Below are 22,930 nucleotides of genomic sequence, written 5' to 3'. Positions count from 1 at the left end.
CCGCGAAACTACATTGAATCAGGATTAGAAAGAAGGAGGGGTCGATGTGACCGTGGAGCTCGCCGAGCAGGTGCAGGACTGGACCGAACCGGGGGCGCACCCCGTGCTGCCGGGGGTGCACCGGATCCCGCTGCCGTTGCCGCTGGACGGGCTGCGGGCGGTCAACGTCTACGTGCTCGACGGGCCGGACGGGCCGACCCTGGTCGACTCCGGCTGGGTCGACGCCGACGGCGACGCGCTGGAGGTCGGCCTGCGCGCCCTGGGGTACGCCCCGGCCGACGTCGCCCAGGTCGTGGTCACCCACGCCCACCACGACCACTACACCCAGGCCCTCGCGCTGCGCTCCGCCCACGGCACCCGGGTCGTGCTCGGCCGCGGGGAGGAGCCCTCGGTGGCGGCGCAGAGCGACCGCGCGGCCCACCCCGCGCCGCAGCCGGCCATGGTGGCCGCGGCGGGTGCGGCCGACCTGGCCCGGGACCTGGCCCGGCACGTCGCCGAGGTCGAGCGCGTCGACCTGGCGCCGTGGAGCATGCCCGACGCCTGGCTCGACGACGGCGACCTGGTCGCCGCCGGCGAGGGCGAGCTGGAGGTGCGGGCGACCCCGGGGCACACCCGCGGGCACGTCGTGCTGCGCGACACCGCGCGCGGCGCGCTGTTCTCCGGGGACCACGTGCTGCCGCACATCACGCCGTCGATCGGCTACGAACGCGCCCCCGAGCCGATGCCGCTGCGCAGCTACCTGGACTCGCTGCGGCTGGTCCGCGACCTGCCCGACTCCCTTCTGCTGCCGGCCCACGGGCCGGTCACCCGCAGCGTGCACACCCGTGTCGACGAGCTGCTGGCCCACCACGAGCAGCGGCTGGCCGCCGCCGCGGCGCGAGTCGGGGCCGGGGACACGACGGCCTGGGCGGTCGCGTCCGCCCTGCCGTGGACCCGGCGGGAGCGGCACCTGTCGCAGCTGGAGACCGAGCACGCCGCGCTCGCGGTGCTGGAGATCGCCGCCCACCTCGACGTGCTGGTCGACGCGGGCGTGCTCGTCGCACACGATGGCGAGGACGGGCTGCGCCGCTACGCCCCGTCCTGAGCGCCCCGTCCCGGCTGCCCCGTCCCGAACGTGCTGTCCTGAACGCACTGCGCGCCGCCACCCGGGGAGCAGGTGGCGGCGCGCCGGTGGGGGAGTGGCCGGGAGCGGCGGGGTCAGACCGCCGCGGTCAGCGGGTACTCCGCGAGGATCTTCTCGGTGACGAGCTTGGCGGTCTCGGCGCAGGCGGTGGTGCCGCCGTTGGCGTACTCCTTGACCCCGTCGCCGACGTTCCACAGGTTCGCGATCGGGGTGTCGTGGCCCAGGTCGTAGCCCGCGACCGCGCGCTGCGGGGGCCACCCGTCGCGCATGACCGCGACCGACAGGGTGCGCGCCCGGTCGAAGCCGGGGATCTGCTCGCGCAGGTCCGTGCGCAGCAGCTCGACCTCGGCGTCGGCGTCGAAGTCGCCGACCGAGGGCTTGGGCACCGAGGCCGCGACGTAGAGGTTCCAGCCCTCCGGCGCCATCTCCGGGCAGGTGTCGGTGAAGTTGGCGACGTAGCAGAGCCGCTCGGACGTGGAGAACAGCAGCATGCCGGGCACGTCGACCAGGCGCTCGCGGCTGGCGAAGTTGAGCGCGATCATCGAGCACGGCCGGTCCTTGACCGCGACCTGCTCGCGGTAGTCCGCGGGGAGGTTCTCCGCGCCGACCAGGCCCACGGTCGCGGCGGGCCCGGTGTCGCTCACGGCCACCCGGCAGGTGACCTCGACGCGCTCGCCGTCGCGCACGATGGTGGCACCGGTGACCCGGCCGTCGGCGAGGTGCAGCCGCTCGACCTCCGACGACAGCCACACCTGGCCGCCGTTGCCGATCACCGAGTTCGCCAGCGACTGCCAGACCCCGATCGTGCCGGCCGGGCAGAACCCGAACTTCTTGAACGCCGACTTGCGGGTGAAGTAGGTCAGGAACACCCGCGCGGGCAGCTCCTCGGACCCGACGGCGAACACCGAGGCGCACATGTTGCGGAACACGCCCTGCACGGCCGCGTTCTTCGAGTACCTGCCGACCCACTCCGCGGTGGACAGCTCGCTGCCGGGCAGCGCGTCGTCGTTCGTGCGGGCGGCGCCGATGCCCGAGAGCAGCTTCGCGCCCTGCCGGGTGAGCTGGGACAGCAGCATGCCCCAGCCGCCGCGGGTGACGTCGAGGTTCTTGCCGCCCACCCGGTAGAGCACCGGGACCTCCGGGGTGCGGATGTCGAACTCGGCGCCGACCTCGGCGAAGGTCTCCTCGGTGATGCCACCGACCTCGATGACGATCGCGCCGTCGTTGACGAGGAACCCGTCGATCTCGGTGGTGGACGCCCGCCCACCCACCTTGTCGAGCCGCTCCACGACGAGGGTGCGGTAGCCGGCATGGGCCAGCCGGGCGGCGGCGAACAGGCCACCGGCGCCGGCGCCCACCACGAGCGCGTCGAACGCGGTGTCGGACGTCTGCACGGGTCATCTCCTTCGATCGACTCTTTAATCGAGAGTAAATTAATCCGAAGCACGGGTCAACGGTCCGGCGAGAGCCCCTCGCGCACGATGGTCTGCGCGGTCGCCACGGTCCCGGCGAGGTCGCCGCGCTCGGGGCGCCACCACTCCGGGGCCCAGTTCAGCGCCCCCATCACCAGCATCCGGGCCGCCTGCGCGTCCAGGTCCGGATCCACCTCGCCGGCCTCGCGCGCGGAGTCCACCAGGCCCCGCCACAGCGCGCCGTAGCGGCGCTGGTCGCGGAGTTGGACGTCGCGGATGCCCGGCGGGAGCTGGGCGGCGTGCCGGATCGCGGCCGAGGCGTACTCCGAGTCCCGCAGCACGATCTCCAGGTGCGCGCGCACGGCGGTGGTGATGCGGTCCATCGGCGAGCTGTCCGGCGGCAGTGCGTCGAGCTCGCCGTGCACGTGCGCCATCACCCGGCGCAGTCCGACCTGCACCACCTCGGCGATGAGCTCGTCCCGCGAGGCGAAGTGGTAGTAGATCGCCGGGGCCTGCAGGCCGGCGATGGTGGCGATGTCGAGCAGCCGGGTCCCGGCGTAGCCGTTGCGGTTGAGCACCACCGCCGCCGCGTCCAGGATCCGCTCCCGGGTGGGCGCCGGGCGCGGGGCGGGGAGCTCCGCGGCGTCGCCCACCGTGGCTGGGTCCCGCTCCGGCGCGTCGGTCACGGTCGTCAGGCTACTGTTTAATCGTAGTAAGAAAAAGTATCGGGAGGGTGCGGCATGGGTGGGACGCAGCGGGGGCCGCTGGCCGGGCGGACGGTCGTGGAGCTGGCCGGGATCGGGCCGGGACCGTTCGCCGGCATGGAGCTGGCCGACCTCGGGGCCGACGTGATCCGGGTCGACCGGCCGTCGGCCGGGCCACTGCCGACCGCGCCGCCGGCCGCCGACGTGCTGGGGCGCGGCAAGCGTTCGGTGGTGCTCGACCTCAAGCGGCCCGAGGCGGTCGAGGCGGTGCTCGCCCTCGCCGCCGGTGCGGACGTGCTGATCGAGGGCAACCGGCCCGGGGTCGCCGAACGTCTGGGGGTCGGACCGGAGGCGGTGTGGGAGCGCAACCCGCGGCTGGTCTACGGGCGGATGACCGGCTGGGGGCAGGACGGGCCGCTGGCGCACACCGCCGGGCACGACGTCGGCTACATCGCCCTGACCGGGGCGCTGGGTGCCATCGGCCCGGCCGACGGACCCCCGCAGATCCCGCTCAACCTGCTCGGCGACTTCGGCGGCGGGGCGACCTACCTCGTGATCGGTGTGCTCGCGGCGCTGCTGGAGGCCGAACGCACCGGGCGCGGGCAGGTCGTCGACGCGGCGATCGTCGACGGCACCTCGCACCTGCTCGCCGTGATCCACACCCTGCTCGGCTCCGGCCGCTGGGAGGACCGGCGCGGGGTCAACCTGCTCGACGGCGGCACGCCGTTCTACGCCGTCTACGCCACCTCCGACGGTGGTCACATGGCGGTCGGTGCGCTCGAACCGCAGTTCTACGCCGAGCTGCTGCGCCTGCTGGAGATCCCGTGCGAGGTCGCGGACCCGCGGGACCAGCACGACCGCAGCCGCTGGCCGGCCCTGCGCGCCACGCTCGCCGGACGGTTCGCCACCCGGACCCGCGCGGAGTGGACGGCGGTGTTCGACGGCACCGACGCCTGCGTCGCGCCGGTCCTGGGCCTGCGCGAGGCGGCGGCCCACCCGCACCTCGCGGCCCGGGGGAGCGTGGTCGAGGTCGACGGGGTGCTGCAGCCCGGACCCGCGCCGCGCCTGTCCGGGCATCCCGTCGCCGCGCCCGGCCCCGCGCCGGTGCGGGGCGGTCACACCCGCGAGGTGCTCGCCGCCGCCGGGCTGGACGTCGACGCCCTGCTCGCCTCGGGGGCGGCCCGGCAGGCCTGACCCGGTGCGCCGGACGGTCCATTGTCCGCCGCGGCCGACTTCTCTAATCTACGACAGATTAAACACTGACGTGGAGGTCGACGATGCCCGCCCCGATCACGGACCGCCGAGCGGCCCTGGAGGCCCGCCACCCGGTCTGGCGCCCCCGGACCCTCGACGGTTTCCTGGACGACTGCGCCGCCGAGTTCGGCGACCGCCCGCTGGTCGTCACCGACGACCGCACACTGACCTACGCCGAGGCCGTCGCCTGGTCCGACCGGCTCGCGGGCGGCCTGGCCGCGCTCGGCGTGCGGCCCGGGGACCGGGTCGGCCTGCTCATGGCCAACCACCTGGAGTTCGTGCCGCTGAAGTTCGCGGTCGCGCGGGCCGGGGCGGTGGCGATCCCGTTCAACTTCCTCTACCGGCGCGACGAGCTGGCCTACGTGCTGCGTCAGTCGCGGTGCACGGTGCTCGTCACCATGACCGGCTACGGCGACCTGGACCACCTGGCCCTGCTCGACGACGTCGCGCCCGGCTGGGAGCAGGGCCCCACCGCGGAGCTGCCGGACCTGCGCGCGGTCGTCGCGCTGCCCACCGTGCACCCGGCGCGGCCCGGGGTCACGACCGTCGATGAGCTGGGCGCGCTCGGATCCCCGGTCGCGGCCGGCACGACAGGCACCACACCCGGCGATCTGGGCGACATCCTCTACACCTCGGGCACCACCGGCGCGCCCAAGGGCGTCATGGTCACCCACGACGGGGTGCTGCGGACGGGGTACGCCTCCGCGCTGACCCGCGCGTTCGAGGACGGGCGGCGGATCCTGTTCTCACTGCCCTGCTACCACATGTTCGGCTACGTGGAGGGCCTGGTCGCGGCCATGTTCGTCGGCGGGGCGATCGTGCCGCGCCTGGCGTTCTCCGCGGCCGACTACGTCGAGGGCATCGAGCGGCACCGGGCCACCGAGATCCTCTGCGTGCCCACGATGACCGTCGCCCTGCTCGAGTCCCCCGCCCGGGCCGGGCGCGACCTGTCCTCGGTGTTCGCGCTGCTCTCCGGCGCCGCGCCCGCGCCGGTGTGGCTGTGGGAGAAGGTGCGGGCCGAGCTGGGCATCGCCGAGGTCACCACCGGCTACGGGATGACCGAGTGCGGCGGCGCGATGACGATGACGCTGCCCGAGGACCCGCTGGAGCGGCACGCGACGACGGTCGGCCGGGTCAAGCGGGCCGGCGTCGCCGGGCTGCCCGATCGCGACGGCGACCTGTGCGCGTACACGACCTGCGACCCGCTCACCGGTGAGGAGCTGCCCGCCGGGGCGGAGGGCGAGCTCGTCTCGTCCGGACCCACCCACATGCTCGGGTTCTGGGACAAGCCCGAGGAGACCGCGGCCGCGCTGCGCGGCGGCCGGGTGTTCTCCGGTGACCTGGGCCGGGTCCGCGACGACGGCTACCTGGAGATCACCGGCCGCAGCAAGGAGCTCTACAAGAGCGGCGGCGAGCTGGTGATGCCGAAGGAGATCGAGGAGCTGCTGACCCGTGAGCCGGGGATCAGCCAGGCCTTCGCCGTCGGCGTCCCGGACGACCGCTGGGGCGAGGTCGGCTGCGTCTGGATCGTCCCGGAGCCGGGCGCGACCGTCGACCCGGACGCGGTGCTCGCCCTGTGCCGGGAGAAGCTCGCGCGGTTCAAGGTGCCCCGGCACGTCCTGGTGACCACCGCCGGGGAGCTCCCGACCACGCCCACCGGCAAGATCCAGAAGTTCCGGCTCGCCCGGCGCGCCGCCGAGGTGCTGGGCGGATGAGTGCCGGGTCCCGGGCGCACCGCCCGGGACCCGGCCGCTCGTCCGGTGCGGGGCTCAGCCGCCCAGCTCGTCGCGGAGCAGGAACTTCTGCACCTTGCCCGACGGGGTCATCGGCAGCTCGTCGACCAGGAACCAGCGCACCGGCACCTTGTACGGGGTGAGCCGGGCGAGGCAGTGTGCGGCCAGCTCGTCGGTGAACCCGGCCGCCTGCGGCTCGTGGGTCACCACGGCCGCGGCGACGATCTCGCCCCAGGTCGGGTCGGGCAGTCCGAGGACCGCCGACGCCGCGACCGCCGGGTGCTCGGCGAGCGCGACCTCGATCTCGGCCGGGGCGATGTTCTCCCCACCGCGGATGATGAGCTCCTTGAGCCGGCCGGTCAGCGTGATCATCCCGCGCTCGTCCATCGACCCGAGGTCGCCGGTGTGCACCCAGCCCTCGTCGTCGACGGTCGCGGCCGTGGCCTCCGGGTCGTCGTAGTAGCAGAGCATCTGGTTGTAGCCGCGGGCGCAGACCTCGCCGACGACGCCGAGGCCGACCACCTCGCCGGTCGCCGGGTCGACGATCCGGGCCCCGGTGTGCGGCAGCGGACGGCCGACGGAGCGGACGAGGTCGTCCTCGCCGTCCGACCGCCGGGTCAGGCTCAGAGCGTGTTTGGAAATGGTGGGTGTGTCGGGATGGTCGACACGGCTGGGGTGCTCCATCGTGGTCGGCATGCAGGAACGACCGCGCCGGTACCCCTCGGACACCAGTGATGCCCAGTGGGTGGTGATCGAGCCGTTGTTACCGCCGCTCGCGCGGCGGGGGCGGCCTGTTGCTCATGCTCGTCGGGACGTGCTGGACGCGATCTTGTATGTCGTGCGGACCGGGTGTGCCTGGCGGGCGTTGCCGGTGGACTTCCCGCCCTGGCAGACCGTCTACTGGTACTTCAACCAGTGGGAACAGCAGAAGGTCACCGAGAAGATCCTCCCGGTCGTGCGGGGGCAGTTACGTATCGCCGAGGGCCGTGATCCGGAGCCGAGTGCGGGGATCATCGATTCCCAGTCGGTCAAGGGCGCCGACACCGTCGGCCAGGACTCCCGCGGCTACGACGCCGGGAAGAAGACAGGCGGACGGAAACGGTTCATCGTGACCGACACCCTCGGTCTGCTGCTGACCACGATGGTGTGCTCGGCCTCGGTACAGGACCGCGACGGCGCCAAGCCGATCCTGCTCAACCTCTACCTGCGCACCAGGGTGCGGTTCGTCTACGCCGACGCCGGCTTCGCCGGGCGACTGCTCGACTGGGCCGCCACGATCCTGCAGACAACGATCGAGATCATCCGCAAGCCACCCGAGCAGCGCGGATTCACCGTCCTCCCACGAAGGTGGGTGGTCGAACGGACCCTGGCCTGGCTCACCGCACACCGACGCCTGGCCCGAGACTACGAACGCCACCCCACCACATCCGAAGCCATGATCCGCTGGGCCGCGATCAACACCATCACCCGCCGCATCGCCCGTGGATACCCCGCCACCCGCCAGCAGAAACACACGACACCCTCAACCCACTAGAATTTCCAAACACGCTCTCAGCACGGGGGAGAGCTCGGTCTGGCCGTACAGGTTGTGCACGAACGCCCCGAACGTCTCCCGGACCCCGGTGATCAGCGTCCCGGGCGCGGTCGCGGCACCGACCAGGACGGTGTCCAGCGGCGGCGCGGCCTCGTCGCGGCCGCGGGCCTCGTGCAGCACCGCCCCGAGCACCGTCGGCACGCTCATCAGGACCGAGGCGCCCTCCGCGCGGATCGCGACGAGCACCGCGGCGGGGGTGAACTTCTCGATCAGCACCATCGTGCCGCCGAGCACCGCCGGGCCGAGGGTGGAGATCACACAGCCCGCGGTGTGGAAGGTCGGCAGCGGGGCGACCGCGACGGCCCCCTCGCGGGCCTGCGCGGTGTGCATGGTCAGCCGCGCGTTGTTCAGCAGCGAGCGGTGCGCCAGCAGCACCCCCTTGGGGCGGCCGGTCGTGCCGGAGGTGAACTGCATCATGGCCGGGGCGTCCGGGCTGCTGCGGTCCGCGGCGTCGGGGGACCCGCCGTCGAGCGGGGCCCCGTGCAGCCGGTCGGTGTCGGACAGGCTGACGACGTGGGCGAGTCCCGGCACTCGGGGGGCGACCTCGGCGACGACGCCGGTCAGGTCGTGGTCGCGCACCCGGTCGGCGTGCAGCAGCACGGTGGAACGGGACAGGGTGAGGGCGTACTCGAGCTCCCCGGGGCGCAGGGCCGGGTTGAGCGCCACCAGCACGACGCCGGCCAGACCCGCCGCGTACTGCACGATCGTCCACTCGGCGATGTTCGGCGCCCAGATCGCGACGTGGCCGCCGGGTCCGGCGAGCTCGTGCAGGGTGCCGGCGGCGCGGCTCGCCTCGTCGAGCAGCTCGGCGTAGGTCCACCGGCCCGGTGTCCCGTCGTGCCGGGTCGCGACCAGGGCGACGGTGTCCGGGCGGGCGGCGGCCTGCTCGCGCAGCAGTCCGCCGACGGTGCTCTCGAGCAACCCGGGGCCGGGGCCCTCCAGCCATTCGGCGCGCCGGAGCACGGTGGGCTGCGGGCTGACGGACGTGCTCATACGGCCTCCGACGATGCAGGTCACGAGATGAACCGAATCTAGATAAGAAACTGCGGACGTCAACCGCCGGTCGGAGCCGTCAGGCCCCGCCGGACGATGGTCTGCGCCGTTCGGACCAGCGACCGCAGGGAGCCACGCCCGGGGCTCCACCACTCGCACGCCCAGTTGAGCGCCCCCAGTACGAGCATCCGTGCCGCGCGGGGGTCGAGCTCGGGCCGCAGCTCACCCGAGACCCGGGCGGCCTCGACGAGCTCGCGCCAGAAGTCCACGTAGCGCTGCTGCTCCGCGAGCTGGCGGTCCCGCACCTGCGGGGGCAGCTGCGCGGTGGTGCGCACCGCCGCGACGGTGTAGTCGGAGATCCGCAGCACGGCCTGCAGGTGGGCCTCGACGGCGCAGCAGATCCGGTCCATCGCGCTCGCCGTGGCGGGCAGCTCCTGCACCCGGGCCCGCACGTGCTCCAGGTTGCGCACCATCCCCGCGACGACGACCTGCTCGACCAGGTCCTCGCGGGAGTCGACGTAGTAGTAGATCGCCGGAGGCCGGACCCCGGCCAGCCGCGCGACGTCGGACAGCCGGGTCCCCGCGTACCCGCGGGTCGCCAGCAGCGACGCCGTCGCGTCCAGGATGCGGCGCCGGGTCCGCGCCGCCTTCTCCCCCGAACCCCGCGCGCCCTCGGCGCGGGACCCGGGGGAGCGGGCGCTCTCGGCACGGGTCATCGGATCAGTAGGACGCCGGCAGGCCCAGGCTGCGCTGGGCGACGAAGTTGAGCACCATCTCCCGGCTGACCGGTGCGGTCTTGAGCATCCGGGCCACGAACCACAGGTCGGCCAGGCCGTACTCCAGGGACATGCCGTTCCCGCCGTGGGCCTGCATCGCCTGGTCCAGGGTGCGCAGCGAGGAGTCGGCGGCGGCGAACTTGGCGATGTTCGACGCCTCGGCCGCGTCGACGCCGGCGTCGTAGAGCTCGGCGGCGCGGTAGGCCATCAGCCGCGAGAGCTGGGTCCCGATGTAGGCCTCGGCCAGCGGGTGCGCGACGCCCTGGTGCGACCCGATCGGCACGCCCCACACCTGCCGGCCGCGGGCGTAGCCGCACGCCTTCTCCAGGGCGTAGCGGGCGATGCCGTTGGAGATGCAGGCCGCGGTGATCCGCTCCGGGTTGAGCCCGGCGAACACCTGGCGCAGGCCGTTGCCCTCCTCGCCGATCAGCGCTTCGTGGCCCACCCGGACGTCGTCGAAGAACACGGTGAACTGGTGCTCGGGCTGCTGCAGTGCGGCCGGGATCGTCTGCCAGGTCAGCCCCTCGGTGTCGGTCGGCACCACGAACAGCGACAGTGGGTGGCGGCCGTTCGGTCCCGCCTCGGGCGCGCGGGTCACCACGAGGACCGCGTCGGCCTCGTCGATGCCCGAGGTCCAGTACTTCTGGCCGCGGAGCCGCCAGCCGTCGCCGTCGGGGTGGGCGGTGGTGGTGATCTCGTGGCTGTTGGACCCGGCGTCGGGCTCGGTGATGGCGAAGGCCATCTTCAGCGAGCCGTCGGCGATGCCGGGCAGCCAGCGCGACTTGAGCTCGTGCGAGCCGTGCGTGTCGATGATGGTGCCGCAGATCGCGGGGGAGATGACCATCATCAGCAGCGGGACGCCCTGGGTCGAGGACTCCTCGACGACGACGGCCAGGTCGGCCATGGTGCCGCCGCCCCCGCCGTAGGCCTCGGACAGGTGCACGCCCAGGAAGCCGGCCGCGCCGAGCTCCTTCCAGAGCTCGGTCGGCTCCTCGTGGGCGGCGGCCTTGCGCATGAAGTAGTCGTGGCCGTAGCGGCCGACCAGGGTCGCGACCGCGTCGCGCAGCGCCGCGCGCTCCTCGGTGTCGGCGACGATCAGCGAGCTGGGCATCGTGTCTCCTCGTGACCCGGAGTATTTTCTAATCGAGAATAGGTAAAGTGGGTCGGTGTCGTCAACGTGGGCCCCACGTCACGGCATGGACGACCCGCCGCCGACGGCGACCACCTGCCCGGTGACCTGGAACGCGGCCGTCTCCGAGGCCAGCCAGGCGACCGCGTTCCCGACGTCGGTCGGCGTCGTGCGCCGGCGCAGCGCCTGGGTCGCCACGATGGCGTCGACGGCCTCGGGGGCGAACAGCGAGTCCGCGCCGCCCGCCCACGCCGAGCTCGGGCCGACCTGCTCGTCCTCCGGTGGCAGGACCAGGCCCGGCGCGACGACGTTGCTGCGGATCCCGAACCGGCCGTTCTCCCGGGCCACGGTGCGGGCGAGCGAGATCAGCGCCGCCTTGGTGCCGCCGTAGATGCCCTGGCGGACCGCCCCGTAGGCGGCGTCGCTGGACAGGAACACGACCGCGCCCCGCCCGGCCTCGCGCATCGGTCCCAGGACGGCCTGGGTGCAGTCGATCGCGGCGAACAGGTTCACCTCGACGGTGCGCCGCCACAGGTCGCGGTCGGTCTGCTCGGCGAACCAGCCGGGCCTGCTCCAGCCCGCGTTGTTGACCAGCACGTCCACCCCGCCCCAGGCGTCCAGGGCGGCGGCGGTCACCGCGGCGCCCGCGCCCTCGGCGGTCAGGTCGGTGGCCAGGGCGAGCGCCTCCGGCGCGCCGAGCCCGGGCAGCTCCCCGGCGACGCGCCCGGCCTGCTCGCCGTCGATGTCGACGACCAGCACCCTGGCGCCCTCGCGGGCCAGGACCCGGGCGATGCCGCGCCCGATGTTGGCCCCGGCCCCGGTGACGACCACCCGTGCGTCGCGCAGTCCCAGATCCATCGCCGCTCCTCCTCGTCCCACCCGGTCTTTCGACGCGGGATTAAACACCCGACCGCCTCCGACGTCGCCGTCTTGACACCGGGTCGGCGCTCGTGGTGTCCTTCCCGCTAGATTAATCGAGGTTAGAATCGATACCGTCCCTGGGGGAGCAATGGTGCAGACCCGGCCCGACTACGACCCGGTGTCGGTGGGATCGCTGGAGTTCTGGTCGCTCACGCCGGAGGGCCGCGAGGAACGCCTGCGTGTGCTGCGCGACGAGCGGCCGGTCAGCTGGCAGCGCCCGGCCGAGGGCTCGATGCTGCCCCAGGAGGACGACGCCGGGTTCTGGGCGATCACCCGGCACGCCGACATCGCGGCCGTCAGCAAGGACCCGGAGACCTTCTGCTCCGGTCAGGGCGTGATGATCGAGGACGTGCCGTCCGACATCCTGGAGGCGGCCAGCTCGTTCCTCGCGACCGACGCCCCCCGGCACACCCAGCTGCGCCGTCTGGTCAGCGCGGCGTTCACCCCGCGCCGGGTGAAGCAGATCGAGGCACAGATCGCCGACCAGGCCCGCCGCATCGTCGACGATCTGATCGCCACCGGGGACTGCGACTTCGTGGACCAGGTCTCGCGGCGGCTGCCGATGTGGACGATCTACGAGATGTGCGGCCTGCCCGTCGAGCGCCGCGAGGACGCCGCGCACGCCGCCGACGGCATGGTGTCGTGGGCCGACGCCGACGTGCGCGCCGGGCTGGAGCCCGCGGACCTGCTCAACCAGTCGCTGGTCACCCTCATCACGATCGGCCTGGAGCTGGCCGACGACCGCCGGGAGAACCCCCGCGACGACCTCATGACCTCGCTGGTGCAGGCCGAGGTCGACGGCGAGCGGCTGTCGGAGGAGGAGATCGCGGCGTTCTTCGTCCTGCTGTCGGTCGCCGGCAACGACACCACCCGCAACACCATCAGCCGCACGATGGAGGCGCTCACCCGCTTCCCGGACCAGCGCAAGATCCTGCAGGCCGACCCCGACGGCACGCTGAACACCGCCGTCGACGAGTTCGTCCGGTGGGCCAGCCCGGTGATGACCTTCCGCCGGGTCGCCACCCGGGACGTCGAGCTGCACGGCCAACGGATCCGGGCCGGCGACTGGGTCGTGATGTTCTACGCCTCGGGCAACCGCGACGAGCGGGTCTTCACCGAGCCCTACACCTTCGACGTCACCCGTTCCCCGAACCCGCACGTCGGCTTCGGCGGCGGGGGACCGCACTTCTGCATGGGCAACATGCTCGCCCGCACCCAGCTGCGCTCGCTGTTCGGGGAGCTGCTGCGTCGGGTGCCCGACCTGCGTACCGGTGAGCCCGTCCAGCTCGTCGGCAACTTCGTGGACGGCGTCAAGTCGATGCCGTGCACGCTCAACCCGTGAAGGAGGTACCACTCGTGCGCGTGGTGGTCGACTACGACAAGTGCACCGGGCTGGGGCTCTGCGAGTCCCTGGCCCCCGACTTCTTCGAGGTCGCCGACGACGGTTCGCTGAACCTGCTCCAGGAGCAGGCCGAGGACTCGCAGCGGGGTGAGCTGGAGGAGGCCTGCCGGGCCTGCCCCACCGAGGCCCTGCGGATCGAGGGCTGAGCGGTGACGAAGGTCTTCGCGGGCGTCGACGCCCTGGCCGCCGCCGAGGGCGAGTCGTTCGGCCCGACCGACTGGGTCGAGATCGACCAGCGTCAGGTCGACCTGTTCGCCGAGGCGACCGGCGACCACCAGTGGATCCACACCGACCCCGAGCGTGCGGCGTCCGGCCCGTTCGGCCGGACCATCGCACACGGGTTCCTGACCCTGTCGCTGCTGCCCCGGCTGCTGAACGAGCTCTACCGCGTCGACGACGTGCGGATGGGGATCAACTACGGCCTGAACAAGGTCCGTTTCCCCTCGCCGGTCCCGGTGGGCTCGAAGGTCCGGCTCGCCGCCGAGATCGCCTCGGTGCGCCGCGGCGAGGGCTTCGTGGAGGTCACCACCCGCTCGACGATCGAGGTCGAGGGCTCGCCGAAGCCCGCCTGCGTGATCGAGAGCGTCGGTCGGCTCTACCCCTGATCCGCCAGACACGAGAGGAACGACCGTGATGCCGAGCGCCCCCACCGGTGCCGCGCGCGCCCCGCGCCCACCGGCGGCGCCGTACGACGAGCTGATCCGGCCCCGGCAGGTGCACGGGTCGCTCTACACCTCGCCGGAGATCTTCGCCGACGAGCTGGAGCGCATCTGGTACCGCACCTGGGTCTACGTCGGCCACGTCAGCGAGATCGCCGAGCCGAACGACTACGTCCGCAAGTCCATCGGACCGCAGGACGTCATCATGACCCGCACCGCCGACGGCGAGGTGCACCTGCTGCTCAACCGGTGCGCGCACCGCGGCAACCTGGTCTGTGAGGCGCGGTCGGGCAACTCCAGCTCGTTCCGCTGCCCGTACCACGGCTGGACCTACCGCAACGACGGCCGGATGCTCGGCTACCCGTTCCCGCAGGGGTACGGCGGCCGCGGGAAGCTGGACCTCGGCCTCGGCCGGGTCCCGCGGGTCGGGGTCTACCGGGGGTTCGTCTTCGGCAGCTTCGCCCCCGACGGCCCCACCCTCGACGAGCACCTCGGCGAGGCCAGGGGCGAGATCGACCGGCTCGTCCGGCTGTCCCCGGACGGGGAGGTCGAGCTGTCCGCCGGCTTCCTGCAGCACCGCGCGAAGGCGAACTGGAAGCTCCTCGCGGAGAACGAGACCGACGGCTACCACCCGCAGTTCGTGCACGCCTCGATCTTCAGCGTCGCGGAGAGCGGGATCGGGGCGCTCTACGGCGAGAAGTCGACCGCGGTGACCCGCGACCTCGGTGGCGGGCACAGCGAGAACGACCTGCGCCCGGAGTTCCGCCGGCTCGGCGTCCCGCTGGGCTGGTTCGGCACGACCGAGGAGAAGGTGCCGCGCTACGCGGCCCGGATGCGGGAGACCTACGGGTCCGACGCCCACGACATCCTGGTCGAGGGCGGACCCCACGTCATGATCTTCCCGAACCTGTTCATCGCCGAGATCCAGCTGTTCACCATCCAGCCGCTGGCCGCGGACCTCACCGTCCAGCACGTCACCGCGGTGCAGCTCAAGGGCGCGCCGGAGATGAACAAGCGGATGCTGCAGCAGTGCATCGGGTCGGTCGGGCCGGCCGGGATGCTGCTCGCCGACGACACCGAGATGTACGAGCGCAACCAGGCAGGCGTCGCCGAGCTGCGCCCGGAGTGGCTCGACATCCGGCGCGGCGCGGAGCGCGAGTACACCGACGAGCGTGGCCTCACCGTCGGCGGGCCACCGACGAGACCGGTATGCGCGGGTTCTGGACGCACTACCGGCGGTTGATGACGGAGGGCCGATGACCACCACCGAGCCGGCCACCGGGCTCGACCTGCGCACCGTCGAGCAGTTCCTCTACCGCGAGGCGCGCTACGCCGACGAGCACCGCTATGAGGACTGGGAGGCGCTCTGGACCCCGGACGCCCTCTACTGGGTGCCCGCGAACGACGACGACGCCGACCGCACGACCCAGATGTCGATCATCCACGACAACCGCAACCGGATCGCCACCCGGATCCGCCAGTACCGCACCGGGCGCCGGCACTCCCAGGTGCCTGCGTCGCGGCTGCGTCGGGTCGTGTCCAACGTGGAGATCCTCGGTACCGTGCCCGAGACCGGGGACACCGAGGTCGGCGCCAACTTCGTGCTCGTCGAGTCCCGCGAGCGCGGCACCCAGCTGTGGGCCGGGCGCTACACCTACCGGCTGCGCGTGGTCGACGGGGAGCTCGCGATGTCCTACAAGAAGGTCGCGCTGGTGGACAACGCCCGCGCGATCGCGACGCTGGCGTTCCTGGTCTGATGAAGATCCGTCCCGATATCGTCGGCAACGAGTTCGCCGAGGTCGCCGTCCGCATCGACGACGAGGCGAACAGCCGGCGGCTGCGCATCGAGGACCTGCGCACCGGCCGGGTCCGCTACCTCGACGCGCTGGAGCTGGAGACGCTGGTGTGGCTGCCCGAGGGACACCTGCACAAGCTCCTCGACCCGTCGGCCGACCGGTGGCGGGAGGACGCGTGAGCCCCGACCTCGGCACCGACCCCGGCACCGGCCCGGACACCGCACCGGTCCTGTCCCGGATCGAGGAGCGCGCCGACGGGCGCGTCGCCCACCTGACGCTGAACCGGCCGCGGGCCCGCAACGCGATCACCGTCGCGCTGGCCGGCGCCCTGCACGCGGCGCTGGTGGCGGCCGCGGCCGAGGCCGACGTCGTCGTGGTGCGGGGGCGGGCGGGCACTTCTGCGCGGGCGGGGACTTCCACGAGGTCTCCCGGCTGCGCGAGGACGGCCCGGAGGCGCTGCGACCGCTGTTCGAGACCTTCGTCGGTGCGTGCCAGCTGATCGCGGACCTGCCGGTCCCGGTCGTCGCCGCGGTGGAGGGCTACGCGATGGCCGGCGGCTTCGAGCTGGTCCAGTCCGTCGACATCGCGCTCGTCCGCGAGGACGCAGTGCTCGCCGACAACCACGCCAACTTCGGCATGATCCCCGGCGGTGGCGGGTCGCAGCGGCTGCCCCGCATCGTGGGGACCCCACGCGCGCTCGGGCACATCCTGCTCGGCGACCGGCTCTCGGGCCGTGACGCCGTCGACTGGGGGATCGCCTACGCCTGCGCCCCGGCCGACGGGTTCGAGGCCCTCGTCGAGAACACCGTCGCCAACCTGCTCGGCAAGGACCCCGGCGCGCTGGCCCGGATCAAGCAGCTCGTACGCGGCGGGCTGGACGGCCCGCTGAGCGACGGCCTGTCCGCCGAGACCGCCGCCACCCTCGCCCACCTGGACGGGGAACGGGCCGGTGCGGGCATCGGCCGCTTCACCGGAAGGACACGCACGTGACCGTCACCGACCAGCTGGTCCTGTTCGACCTCGACGAGGACGGCGTCGGCCGGCTGCGACTCAACCGCCCCGAGGCCGCCAACGGCATGAACGTGCCGTTCCTGCGCGCGCTCTACGACGCCGTCATGACCGCCACCGGGCAGGCCGGCCTGCGGGTGCTCCTGCTGACCGGCGAGGGCCCGCACTTCTGCGCCGGCGGTGACGTGAAGACCTTCGCCGCCAAGGGCGAGGCGCTCCCGGACTACCTGCGCGAGGCCACCGCCTGGCTGCAGAACGTCGCGCAGGCCCTGCTGGCGCTGCCCGTCCCGGTCGTCACGGCGGTGCACGGGTTCGCCGCGGGCGGCGGGGGACTGGGCCTGGTGTGCGCCTCCGACATCGTGCTCGCCGGGGAGTCGGCGAAGTTCATGTCGGGCGCCGCGCGGGTCGCCATGGCACCCGACGCGGGCTCGTCGGTGACGCTGCCCCAGCTCGTCGGGCTGCGCAAGGCGATGGAGATCCTGCTGCTCAACCCCACGCTGACCGCCGCCGAGGCCGTCGAGATCGGGCTGATCACCCGGGTGGTCGCCGACGACGCGCTGCACGACGAGGCGCTCGCCGTCGCCCGCACCCTGGCCGCCGGCGCGCCGCGTGCGCTCGGTGCCGTCAAGCGGCTGGTCTGGTCCGGGCTCGGCGCCCGGGTCGAGGCCCAGCTGCCGGAGGAGGCCCGCACGGTCTCCGAGCTGTCCGGCACCGCGGACGCCCGCGAGGGGCTCGCCGCCGTGCTCGAACGGCGCCGGCCCCGGTTCACCGGCCGCTGACGCGGCCGTCCACCCCCACTACGAAGGAGTTCGGCAGGCATGGCAGGAGTCGAGGACGCGTCGTCGCGATCACCGGGGCGGGCAACGGCCTGGGCCGCGAGTACGCGCTGGTGCTGGCGCGGGCGGGCGCGAAGGTCGTCGTCAACGACCTCGGTGGGTCGCGGGACGGCAGCGGCAGCGGATCGAGCGCCGCGGCCGCCGTCGTCGCCGAGATCCGGGCCGAGGGTGGCGAGGCCACGGCGAACCACGACAGCGTGGCCACGTCCGAGGGCGGCGCCGCGGTCGTCACGACCGCGCTGGAGGCATACGGCCGCATCGACGGCGTCGTGGCGAACGCCGGCATCCTGCGGGACAGGTCGTTCCACTCGATGACCGACGACGACTGGGACGCCGTGCAGCGCGTGCACCTCTACGGCGCCTACCACGTGATCCACGCGGCCTGGCCGCACCTGCGCGAGCAGGGCCACGGCCGGGTCGTCGTCGCCACCTCGACGTCGGGGATCTACGGCAACTTCGGGCAGGCCAACTACGGCGCCGCCAAGGGCGGGCTGATCGGGCTCATCAACACCCTGGCCATCGAGGGCCGCAAGCGCGGCATCACCGCGAACGCGATCGCGCCGATGGCGGCGACCCGGATGACCTCCGACATCGCGCCGCCGGAGGTGCTCGCGAAGCTCGACCCGGCGCACGTCGCCCCGGTCGTCGGCTACCTGCTGACCGACGAGTGCACCGAGACCGGCAGCGTCCTGGTCGTCGGTGGCGGCGAGGTGCACCGCGTCGCGCAGTTCCGCAGCAAGGGCGTGACCTTCGCGGAGGTCCCGACCATCGACCAGGTCGGTGACCGGTTCGCCGAGATCGTCGACCTCGACGGTGCCGTCGTCGGCACGAACCCGGTCGGGTGAGGCGGCCGTTGACCGTCACCGACAGCACGTCCCCCGAGGCCACGGACGCCACGGAGGCCTCGGACGCCGCGGCCACCGTCGCCCGCCTGCGCCGGACCTTCGACTCCGGCCGGACCCGGCCGCTCGCCTGGCGGCGCCGCCAGCTGCACGGCATCGAGCGCCTGGTCGCCGAGCGCGAGTCGGACATCGCCGCCGCGCTCGCGCAGGACCTGGGCCGCCCCGCGCCCTACGCCTGGCTCGGCGACATCGCCTCCACCGCGGCCGAGGCCGCCTACGCCCGCAAGCACCTCAAGCGCTGGATGCGCCGGCGACGCACGTCGCTGCCGCTGTCCATGCTGCCCGGCCGCGGCTTCTACCAGTACGAGCCGCTGGGCACGGTGCTGGTCATCGGGCCGTGGAACTACCCGGTCTACCTGACGCTCGGCCCGCTGGTGGCCGCGGTCGCGGCCGGCAACACCGCGGTGGTCAAGCCGTCCGAGCACGCCCCGGCCACCTCCGCGCTGATGGCCCGGCTGATCCCGGAGTACCTGGACCCGGACGCGGTCGCCGTGCTGGAGGGCGACGCCGCGGTCACCCAGGCCCTGCTCGCCCAAGGCCTGGACCTGGCGTTCTTCACCGGCGGTCCGGGGATCGGCAAGAAGGTGATGGCCGCCGCGGCCGAGCATCTGACGCCGGTGGTGCTGGAGCTGGGCGGCAAGAGCCCGGTGATCGTGACCGCCGATGCCGACATCGACGTAGCGGCCCGCCGGATCGCCTGGGTGAAGCTGCTGAACTCCGGCCAGACCTGCATCGCACCGGACTACGTGCTGGTCGAGGAGTCGGTGCGGGACCGCCTGGTGGCGGGGATCGTCGCGACCGTGCGGGAGTTCCGCGCCGGGGAGCCCGCCACCCAGCCGATCGTCGACGACCGGCAGTTCGCCCGGATCGCGGGCCTGCTCGACGACCACGGCGGGACCGTCGCGCTCGGCGGTGGCACCGACGCGGCCTCGCACGCGATCGAGCCGACCGTGCTGGTCGACCCGTCGCCGGACTCGGCGGTGATGGCCGACGAGATCTTCGGCCCGATCCTGCCGGTGCTCACCGTGCGCTCCGTCGACGAGGCGCTGCGCTTCGTCAACGACCGCCCGAAGCCGCTGGGCCTGTACCTGTTCACCGGGTCCAAGGCGGTCAAGGAGCGGGTGCTCACCGGGACGAGCTCGGGCGGCGTGGTGGTCAACCACCTGGCCATGCACTGCCTCGTCCCGCAGCTGCCCTTCGGCGGTGTGGGCAACAGCGGGATGGGCGCCTACCACGGGGAGTGGGGCTTCCACGCGTTCAGCCACCGCAAGGCGGTGCTGGACAAGCCGGCCAAGCCGGACCCGTCGCTGATGTACCCGCCCTACACCGACCGGAAGATGGCCCTGCTGCGGAGGTTCTTCTGACCCGGATCCCCGTCGAGCCCGTGCACGTCGGCGGGGCCGGCACGCCGATGGTCCTGCTGCACGGCGCGACGTCGTCGTGGCGGGCCTGGCGGCCGGTCCTGCCGGCGCTGGAGCGCCGCCACCACGTCGTCGCGCCCACGCTGGCGGGGCACCACGGCGGACCGGTGCTGTCGGTGGCCCCCGAGAAGGTGGTGCCCGCGATCGTCGACGCCGTCGAGGTCGCGCTGGACGAGGCCGGCATCGACCGGGCCCACCTGGTGGGCAACTCGCTCGGCGGGTGGGTCGCGCTGGAGCTGGCCCGCCGCGGCCGGTCGCGGTCGGTCGTCGCGCTGTCCCCGGCAGGGGCGTGGGCGACACCGGCGGACCTCGACCGGCTGCTGCGGCTGTTCCGCGTCGGCGGGCGGATCGGGCGGCTGCCGGGCACGGGTGCGGTGCTGCGGCCGCGTGCGGTGCGCCGCCTGCTGCTGCGGGCGGTCTCCGAGCACCCGGAGGTGCTGTCGCAGGCCGACGTCGGGGAGCTGGTCGAGGACCTGGCGGGCTGCGCGGTGCTGGCCGACCTGCTCGCCGGGGCCCCGGACTCGGGTGGGCTCGCCCCGTTCACGCCGGAGGGCCCGGTGATGATCGCCTGGGGGGAACGGGACCGGATCCTGCCCTTCCCGCGCTACGGCCGTCCGATGGTCGAGGCCGTCCGCGGCGCGCAGCTGGTCCGGGTGCCGGGGGTGGGACACGTGCCGATGGCCGACGCCCCGGCCCTGGTCTCGTCGCTGATCACCCGGTTCACGGCGCGGGTCGACCGCGACGCGGTCCCCGCCGGGCCCTGACGACACCGGACGACCGCCACCGGCCGGTGGGCACCGCCTCCGAGGCGCCCACCGGCCGGCCCGGGCTCAGATCTCGGGGGCCGGGACCAGCCCGGCGGCGACGGCGCCGGTGATGCCGCCGTCGGCGGTGATCGTCGAGCCGTTGAGCCAGCGCGAGCCGCGCGAGGCCAGGAACACCACGGCGGGTGCGATGTCGTCGACGGTCGCGTGCCGCCCGAGGAACGCCTTGACCCCGTCGAGGGTGTCCTTGCCCATGCTCTCCTCGAAGTCGGCGAGGATCGGGGTCTCCACCGGGCCCGGGAGCACGGCGTTGATCCGCAGCTCGTTCATCTCCCGTACCGCGCCGCCCATGGCCAGGCAGTAGACGGTCGCGGCCTCCTTGGAGAAGTTGTAGGCGTTGCCCTGCTGCGGGTGCTCGGCGAACCAGGCCGCGCCCTCGTCCATCGACTCGGTGGCGAGCACCTCGCGCAGGGTCTCCAGGCGGGCCGGCCAGCCGAACCCGGCCGTCGAGGAGACCACGACGATCGAGCCGCCCGGGTTCATCCGCTCGAACACGGCCTCGGTCAGGTGCCGCATGCCGAGGAAGTTGACCCGGAAGACCAGGTCGGCGGGCGCGGTGCCGGGGATGCCCGCGACGTTGGCGAGGACGTCGAAGGTGCCCTCGATCTGCGCCAGCGCCGAGTCGATGCTCGCGGCGTCGGCGAGGTCGACCTCGACGTGCTGCTCCACCTCCGCGGAGGGCTTGTTGCGGTCGAGGCTGACGACGGAGGCGCCGCCCTCGACCAGCTGGCGCGTGACAGCGTCACCGATGCCCGACGCGGTGCCCGTGACCAGGCAGCGCAGTCCCTGAACGTCCATGTGATCCCTCCGGTGTCGCCTGTGACGCCTTATGTTTCTAACCTAGATTAACTACCTACGGGGGGCAACGGGCCCCGGGTGGCGAGTCGAAGGAGACGTCGATGCGGACACGGTTCACCGAACTCGTCGGGGTGCGTCACCCCGTCGTGCAGGGAGGCATGCAGTGGGTGGGCCGGGCGCCGCTCGTCGCCGCCGTCGCCGAGGCGGGTGGGCTCGGGTTCCTGACCGCGCTGACCCAGCCGACCCCGGAGGACCTGCGTGCGGAGATCCGGCGCTGCCGGGAGCTGACCGACGCCCCGTTCGGCGTCAACCTGACGATCCTGCCGACGATCGACGCCCCGCCCTACGCCGCGTACCGGCAAGTGATCATCGAGGAGGGCGTCCCGGTCGTGGAGACCGCCGGGGCGAACCCGGTGGACCACCTCGGGCCGCTGCACGACGCGGGGATCGTCGTCGTCCACAAGTGCACCTCGGTCCGGCACGCGGTGAAGGCGCAGGACCTGGGGGTGGACGCGCTGTCCATCGACGGCTTCGAGTGTGCCGGCCACCCCGGCGAGGACGACGTCCCCGGGCTGGTCCGCTGCCCGCCGCGGCCGACGTCCTGGAGATCCCGTTCATCGCCTCGGGCGGCATCTCCGACGCCCGCGGTCTGGTCGCGGCGCTGGCGCTCGGCGCGGACGGGGTCAACATGGGCACCCGCTTCCTGTGTACGCAGGAGTCGGGGGTGCACGACGCGGTGAAGGCCCGCATCGTCGAGGCCGGCGAGCGCGACACCACCCTCATCTTCCGCGAGCTGCGCAACACCGCTCGGGTCGCGGCCAACGCGGTCTCCCGGGAGGTGGTGGAGAAGCTCGCCGCCGGTGCCCGGTTCGAGGACATCCGCCACCTCGTCGCGGGCAGCCGCGGGGCGACGGTCTACGAGACCGGAGACCTCGACGCCGGCATCTGGTCGGTCGGGATGGTGCAGGGGATCATCCGCGACGTCCCGACCTGCGCGGAGCTGATCGAGCGCATCGTCACCGAGGCCGAGCAGATCATCGCGGGCCGGCTGGCGGGGCTCGTCACGGCCGGCTGAGGTCCGGCCGGGACCCTCGTCGCCGGCCGGCCCCGTCGTCCGCCTGACCGTGTGCCTCAGCCGGTCGGCGAGGTGATGCGGGCGCCGACCTGGTACAGCACCGTCGCGAGGTCCCAGTAGTCGTCGTGACCGGTGAGCAGGCCGTCGTCGTCGTAGGTGCAGACGGCGACGCCCGGCACCGAGAACCGGGCACCGGCCACGTCGACGAGCTCGCCGGTGCGCAGCTTCAGCGGGCCGCGGACGGTGCCCGACCACACCCAGCGCGAGGTGAGCCCGCCGCCGGCCGCCCACGTCTCGCCGAACTCGATGTGCGAGTCGGGGGCGAAGGAGAGCATGAACCGGTGGAAGCGGCCGACCTCCCCGCGGCCGCGGTAGGTGCCGTCGAGCGCGATGTCGCGGTACACGCCGTCCGGGGCGAAGAACTCCAGCAGCGCGTCGGGGTCGTTGCTCCAGGCGATCCCGTAGGCCAGGGCGAACCCGGGGTCGCTGGGGTGCGGTGTCGTGCGGGACGGGGTGGGGGAGGTCGGCGAGGACGTCATCTCGGCTCCGGGGCTCGGTCTCGGCTGGTGC

At 73.2% G+C, this 22,930-nt stretch carries 24 protein-coding genes and 2 pseudogenes; 17 read left to right on the top strand and 9 right to left on the bottom strand.

Annotated elements, in window-relative coordinates; genetic code table 11:
* Positions 1-46 precede the first annotated feature (46 nt).
* Positions 47-1,084: an MBL fold metallo-hydrolase gene (locus KPL57_RS56345; protein ID WP_226358390.1), complete on the top strand. Its 1,038-nt coding sequence runs from the start codon at positions 47-49 to the stop codon at positions 1,082-1,084.
* A gap of 113 nt (positions 1,085-1,197) precedes the next feature.
* Here the strand turns inward: KPL57_RS56345 and KPL57_RS56340 are convergent, their stop codons facing one another.
* Positions 1,198-2,517: an NAD(P)/FAD-dependent oxidoreductase gene (locus KPL57_RS56340; protein WP_226358389.1), complete on the bottom strand. Its 1,320-nt coding sequence runs from the start codon at positions 2,515-2,517 to the stop codon at positions 1,198-1,200.
* A gap of 56 nt (positions 2,518-2,573) precedes the next feature.
* Positions 2,574-3,221 carry a TetR/AcrR family transcriptional regulator gene (locus tag KPL57_RS56335; RefSeq protein ID WP_075310931.1) on the bottom strand — a complete coding sequence of 216 codons (648 nt, stop codon included), beginning with the start codon at positions 3,219-3,221 and terminating at the stop codon, positions 2,574-2,576.
* A gap of 54 nt (positions 3,222-3,275) precedes the next feature.
* On the opposite strand from KPL57_RS56335, the gene KPL57_RS56330 reads away from it, so the two are divergent.
* The gene (locus tag KPL57_RS56330) at positions 3,276-4,433 is read left to right on the top strand and encodes a CaiB/BaiF CoA-transferase family protein (RefSeq protein ID WP_226358388.1); all 1,158 of its coding nucleotides are present in this window, start codon (positions 3,276-3,278) and stop codon (positions 4,431-4,433) included.
* Between the two features lie 83 nt (positions 4,434-4,516).
* Positions 4,517-6,208, top strand: a complete 1,692-nt coding sequence (locus KPL57_RS56325) for a class I adenylate-forming enzyme family protein (RefSeq protein WP_226358387.1) — start codon at positions 4,517-4,519, stop codon at positions 6,206-6,208.
* A 54-nt stretch (positions 6,209-6,262) separates the two neighbouring features.
* On the opposite strand, the gene KPL57_RS56320 is transcribed toward KPL57_RS56325, so the two are convergent.
* Positions 6,263-6,922: a class I adenylate-forming enzyme family protein gene (locus KPL57_RS56320; RefSeq protein ID WP_226358386.1), complete on the bottom strand. Its 660-nt coding sequence runs from the start codon at positions 6,920-6,922 to the stop codon at positions 6,263-6,265.
* Between KPL57_RS56320 and KPL57_RS56315 the strand changes: the two are divergent.
* Positions 6,867-7,776: pseudogene (locus KPL57_RS56315) on the top strand (IS5 family transposase); the annotation flags it as partial. The gene KPL57_RS56320 and the pseudogene KPL57_RS56315 sit on opposite strands and share 56 nt — an antisense overlap.
* On the opposite strand, the gene KPL57_RS56310 reads toward KPL57_RS56315, so the two are convergent.
* From KPL57_RS56310 to KPL57_RS56295, 4 genes are all read right to left on the bottom strand, one after another.
* A complete protein-coding gene (locus KPL57_RS56310; RefSeq protein ID WP_226358385.1) occupies positions 7,749-8,813 on the bottom strand; it encodes a long-chain fatty acid--CoA ligase in 1,065 nt (354 codons plus the stop codon). The pseudogene KPL57_RS56315 and the gene KPL57_RS56310 overlap by 28 nt on opposite strands.
* 59 nt (positions 8,814-8,872) lie before the next feature.
* Positions 8,873-9,529 (bottom strand): TetR/AcrR family transcriptional regulator, encoded by a 657-nt coding sequence (locus KPL57_RS56305; RefSeq protein ID WP_020622786.1) that lies wholly within the window; start codon positions 9,527-9,529, stop codon positions 8,873-8,875.
* Positions 9,530-9,533: 4 nt separating this feature from the next.
* On the bottom strand, positions 9,534-10,700 hold the full coding sequence (locus KPL57_RS56300; protein ID WP_226358384.1) for an acyl-CoA dehydrogenase family protein: 1,167 nt from the start codon (positions 10,698-10,700) through the stop codon (positions 9,534-9,536).
* A gap of 78 nt (positions 10,701-10,778) precedes the next feature.
* Positions 10,779-11,576, bottom strand: coding sequence for an SDR family NAD(P)-dependent oxidoreductase (locus KPL57_RS56295; RefSeq protein ID WP_226358383.1), 798 nt, complete (start codon positions 11,574-11,576; stop codon positions 10,779-10,781).
* 151 nt (positions 11,577-11,727) lie between these two features.
* Between KPL57_RS56295 and KPL57_RS56290 the strand changes: the two genes are divergently transcribed.
* The 12 genes from KPL57_RS56290 to KPL57_RS56235 all read left to right on the top strand — a co-directional run bounded on the left by KPL57_RS56290 (position 11,728) and on the right by KPL57_RS56235 (position 20,427).
* Positions 11,728-12,981: a cytochrome P450 gene (locus KPL57_RS56290; protein ID WP_226358382.1), complete on the top strand. Its 1,254-nt coding sequence runs from the start codon at positions 11,728-11,730 to the stop codon at positions 12,979-12,981.
* Entirely contained in the window at positions 12,978-13,187 is a 210-nt protein-coding gene (locus KPL57_RS56285; RefSeq protein ID WP_308187841.1) for a ferredoxin, read from the top strand. The genes KPL57_RS56290 and KPL57_RS56285 overlap by 4 nt, the downstream gene beginning before the upstream one ends.
* A 3-nt stretch (positions 13,188-13,190) precedes the next feature.
* Positions 13,191-13,646, top strand: coding sequence for a MaoC family dehydratase (locus KPL57_RS56280; protein WP_226358381.1), 456 nt, complete (start codon positions 13,191-13,193; stop codon positions 13,644-13,646).
* 28 nt (positions 13,647-13,674) lie between these two features.
* Entirely contained in the window at positions 13,675-14,943 is a 1,269-nt protein-coding gene (locus KPL57_RS56275; RefSeq protein WP_226358380.1) for a Rieske 2Fe-2S domain-containing protein, read from the top strand.
* A 13-nt stretch (positions 14,944-14,956) separates the two neighbouring features.
* Positions 14,957-15,457 carry an aromatic-ring-hydroxylating dioxygenase subunit beta gene (locus KPL57_RS56270; protein ID WP_226358379.1) on the top strand — a complete coding sequence of 167 codons (501 nt, stop codon included), beginning with the start codon at positions 14,957-14,959 and terminating at the stop codon, positions 15,455-15,457.
* On the top strand, positions 15,457-15,675 hold the full coding sequence (locus KPL57_RS56265; protein WP_226358378.1) for a hypothetical protein: 219 nt from the start codon (positions 15,457-15,459) through the stop codon (positions 15,673-15,675). The genes KPL57_RS56270 and KPL57_RS56265 overlap by 1 nt, the downstream gene beginning before the upstream one ends.
* Entirely contained in the window at positions 15,672-15,995 is a 324-nt protein-coding gene (locus tag KPL57_RS56260; RefSeq protein ID WP_226358377.1) for a hypothetical protein, read from the top strand. The genes KPL57_RS56265 and KPL57_RS56260 overlap by 4 nt, the downstream gene beginning before the upstream one ends.
* Positions 15,929-16,486 (top strand): enoyl-CoA hydratase/isomerase family protein, encoded by a 558-nt coding sequence (locus KPL57_RS56255; protein WP_226358438.1) that lies wholly within the window; start codon positions 15,929-15,931, stop codon positions 16,484-16,486. The genes KPL57_RS56260 and KPL57_RS56255 overlap by 67 nt, the downstream gene beginning before the upstream one ends.
* Positions 16,483-17,283, top strand: coding sequence for an enoyl-CoA hydratase/isomerase family protein (locus KPL57_RS56250; protein ID WP_060710854.1), 801 nt, complete (start codon positions 16,483-16,485; stop codon positions 17,281-17,283). Before KPL57_RS56255 ends, KPL57_RS56250 begins: the two co-directional genes overlap by 4 nt.
* 110 nt (positions 17,284-17,393) lie before the next feature.
* Positions 17,394-18,185 (top strand): SDR family NAD(P)-dependent oxidoreductase, encoded by a 792-nt coding sequence (locus KPL57_RS56245; RefSeq protein WP_374203939.1) that lies wholly within the window; start codon positions 17,394-17,396, stop codon positions 18,183-18,185.
* An 8-nt stretch (positions 18,186-18,193) separates the two neighbouring features.
* The gene (locus tag KPL57_RS56240; RefSeq protein WP_226358376.1) at positions 18,194-19,606 is read left to right on the top strand and encodes an aldehyde dehydrogenase family protein; all 1,413 of its coding nucleotides are present in this window, start codon (positions 18,194-18,196) and stop codon (positions 19,604-19,606) included.
* Between the two features lie 20 nt (positions 19,607-19,626).
* A complete protein-coding gene (locus tag KPL57_RS56235; protein WP_226358375.1) occupies positions 19,627-20,427 on the top strand; it encodes an alpha/beta fold hydrolase in 801 nt (266 codons plus the stop codon).
* A gap of 66 nt (positions 20,428-20,493) precedes the next feature.
* On the opposite strand, the gene KPL57_RS56230 is transcribed toward KPL57_RS56235, so the two are convergent.
* Complete coding sequence (locus tag KPL57_RS56230) at positions 20,494-21,285, bottom strand: coniferyl-alcohol dehydrogenase (protein ID WP_075310953.1); 792 nt, start codon at positions 21,283-21,285, stop codon at positions 20,494-20,496.
* A 101-nt stretch (positions 21,286-21,386) separates the two neighbouring features.
* On the opposite strand from KPL57_RS56230, the pseudogene KPL57_RS56225 reads away from it, so the two are divergent.
* Positions 21,387-22,360, top strand: a pseudogene (locus KPL57_RS56225) (NAD(P)H-dependent flavin oxidoreductase).
* 56 nt (positions 22,361-22,416) lie between these two features.
* Here KPL57_RS56225 and KPL57_RS56220 read toward each other — a convergent pair.
* Positions 22,417-22,899 carry a nuclear transport factor 2 family protein gene (locus KPL57_RS56220; protein ID WP_226358374.1) on the bottom strand — a complete coding sequence of 161 codons (483 nt, stop codon included), beginning with the start codon at positions 22,897-22,899 and terminating at the stop codon, positions 22,417-22,419.
* Between the last annotated feature and the right edge of the window lie 31 nt (positions 22,900-22,930).

It is taken from the genome of Pseudonocardia sp. ICBG601 (genome assembly GCF_020496245.1).
Note: the sequence above shows the minus strand (reverse complement) of the source record. Positions and strands in the feature narration are given on the sequence as shown.

Excerpts from the sequence above, each read along its gene's own strand:
- KPL57_RS56270 (WP_226358379.1), top strand. The coding sequence starts at position 14,957 with ATGACCACCACCGAGCCGGCCACCGGGCTCGACCTGCGCACCGTCGAG.
- KPL57_RS56220 (WP_226358374.1), bottom strand. The coding sequence starts at position 22,899 with ATGACGTCCTCGCCGACCTCCCCCACCCCGTCCCGCACGACACCGCAC.
- KPL57_RS56300 (WP_226358384.1), bottom strand. The coding sequence starts at position 10,700 with ATGCCCAGCTCGCTGATCGTCGCCGACACCGAGGAGCGCGCGGCGCTG.
- KPL57_RS56295 (WP_226358383.1), bottom strand. The coding sequence starts at position 11,576 with ATGGATCTGGGACTGCGCGACGCACGGGTGGTCGTCACCGGGGCCGGG.
- KPL57_RS56320 (WP_226358386.1), bottom strand. The coding sequence starts at position 6,922 with ATGCCGACCACGATGGAGCACCCCAGCCGTGTCGACCATCCCGACACA.
- KPL57_RS56330 (WP_226358388.1), top strand. The coding sequence starts at position 3,276 with ATGGGTGGGACGCAGCGGGGGCCGCTGGCCGGGCGGACGGTCGTGGAG.
- KPL57_RS56305 (WP_020622786.1), bottom strand. The coding sequence starts at position 9,529 with ATGACCCGTGCCGAGAGCGCCCGCTCCCCCGGGTCCCGCGCCGAGGGC.
- KPL57_RS56230 (WP_075310953.1), bottom strand. The coding sequence starts at position 21,285 with ATGGACGTTCAGGGACTGCGCTGCCTGGTCACGGGCACCGCGTCGGGC.
- KPL57_RS56325 (WP_226358387.1), top strand. The coding sequence starts at position 4,517 with ATGCCCGCCCCGATCACGGACCGCCGAGCGGCCCTGGAGGCCCGCCAC.
- KPL57_RS56290 (WP_226358382.1), top strand. The coding sequence starts at position 11,728 with ATGGTGCAGACCCGGCCCGACTACGACCCGGTGTCGGTGGGATCGCTG.
- KPL57_RS56310 (WP_226358385.1), bottom strand. The coding sequence starts at position 8,813 with ATGAGCACGTCCGTCAGCCCGCAGCCCACCGTGCTCCGGCGCGCCGAA.
- KPL57_RS56265 (WP_226358378.1), top strand. The coding sequence starts at position 15,457 with ATGAAGATCCGTCCCGATATCGTCGGCAACGAGTTCGCCGAGGTCGCC.
- KPL57_RS56275 (WP_226358380.1), top strand. The coding sequence starts at position 13,675 with ATGCCGAGCGCCCCCACCGGTGCCGCGCGCGCCCCGCGCCCACCGGCG.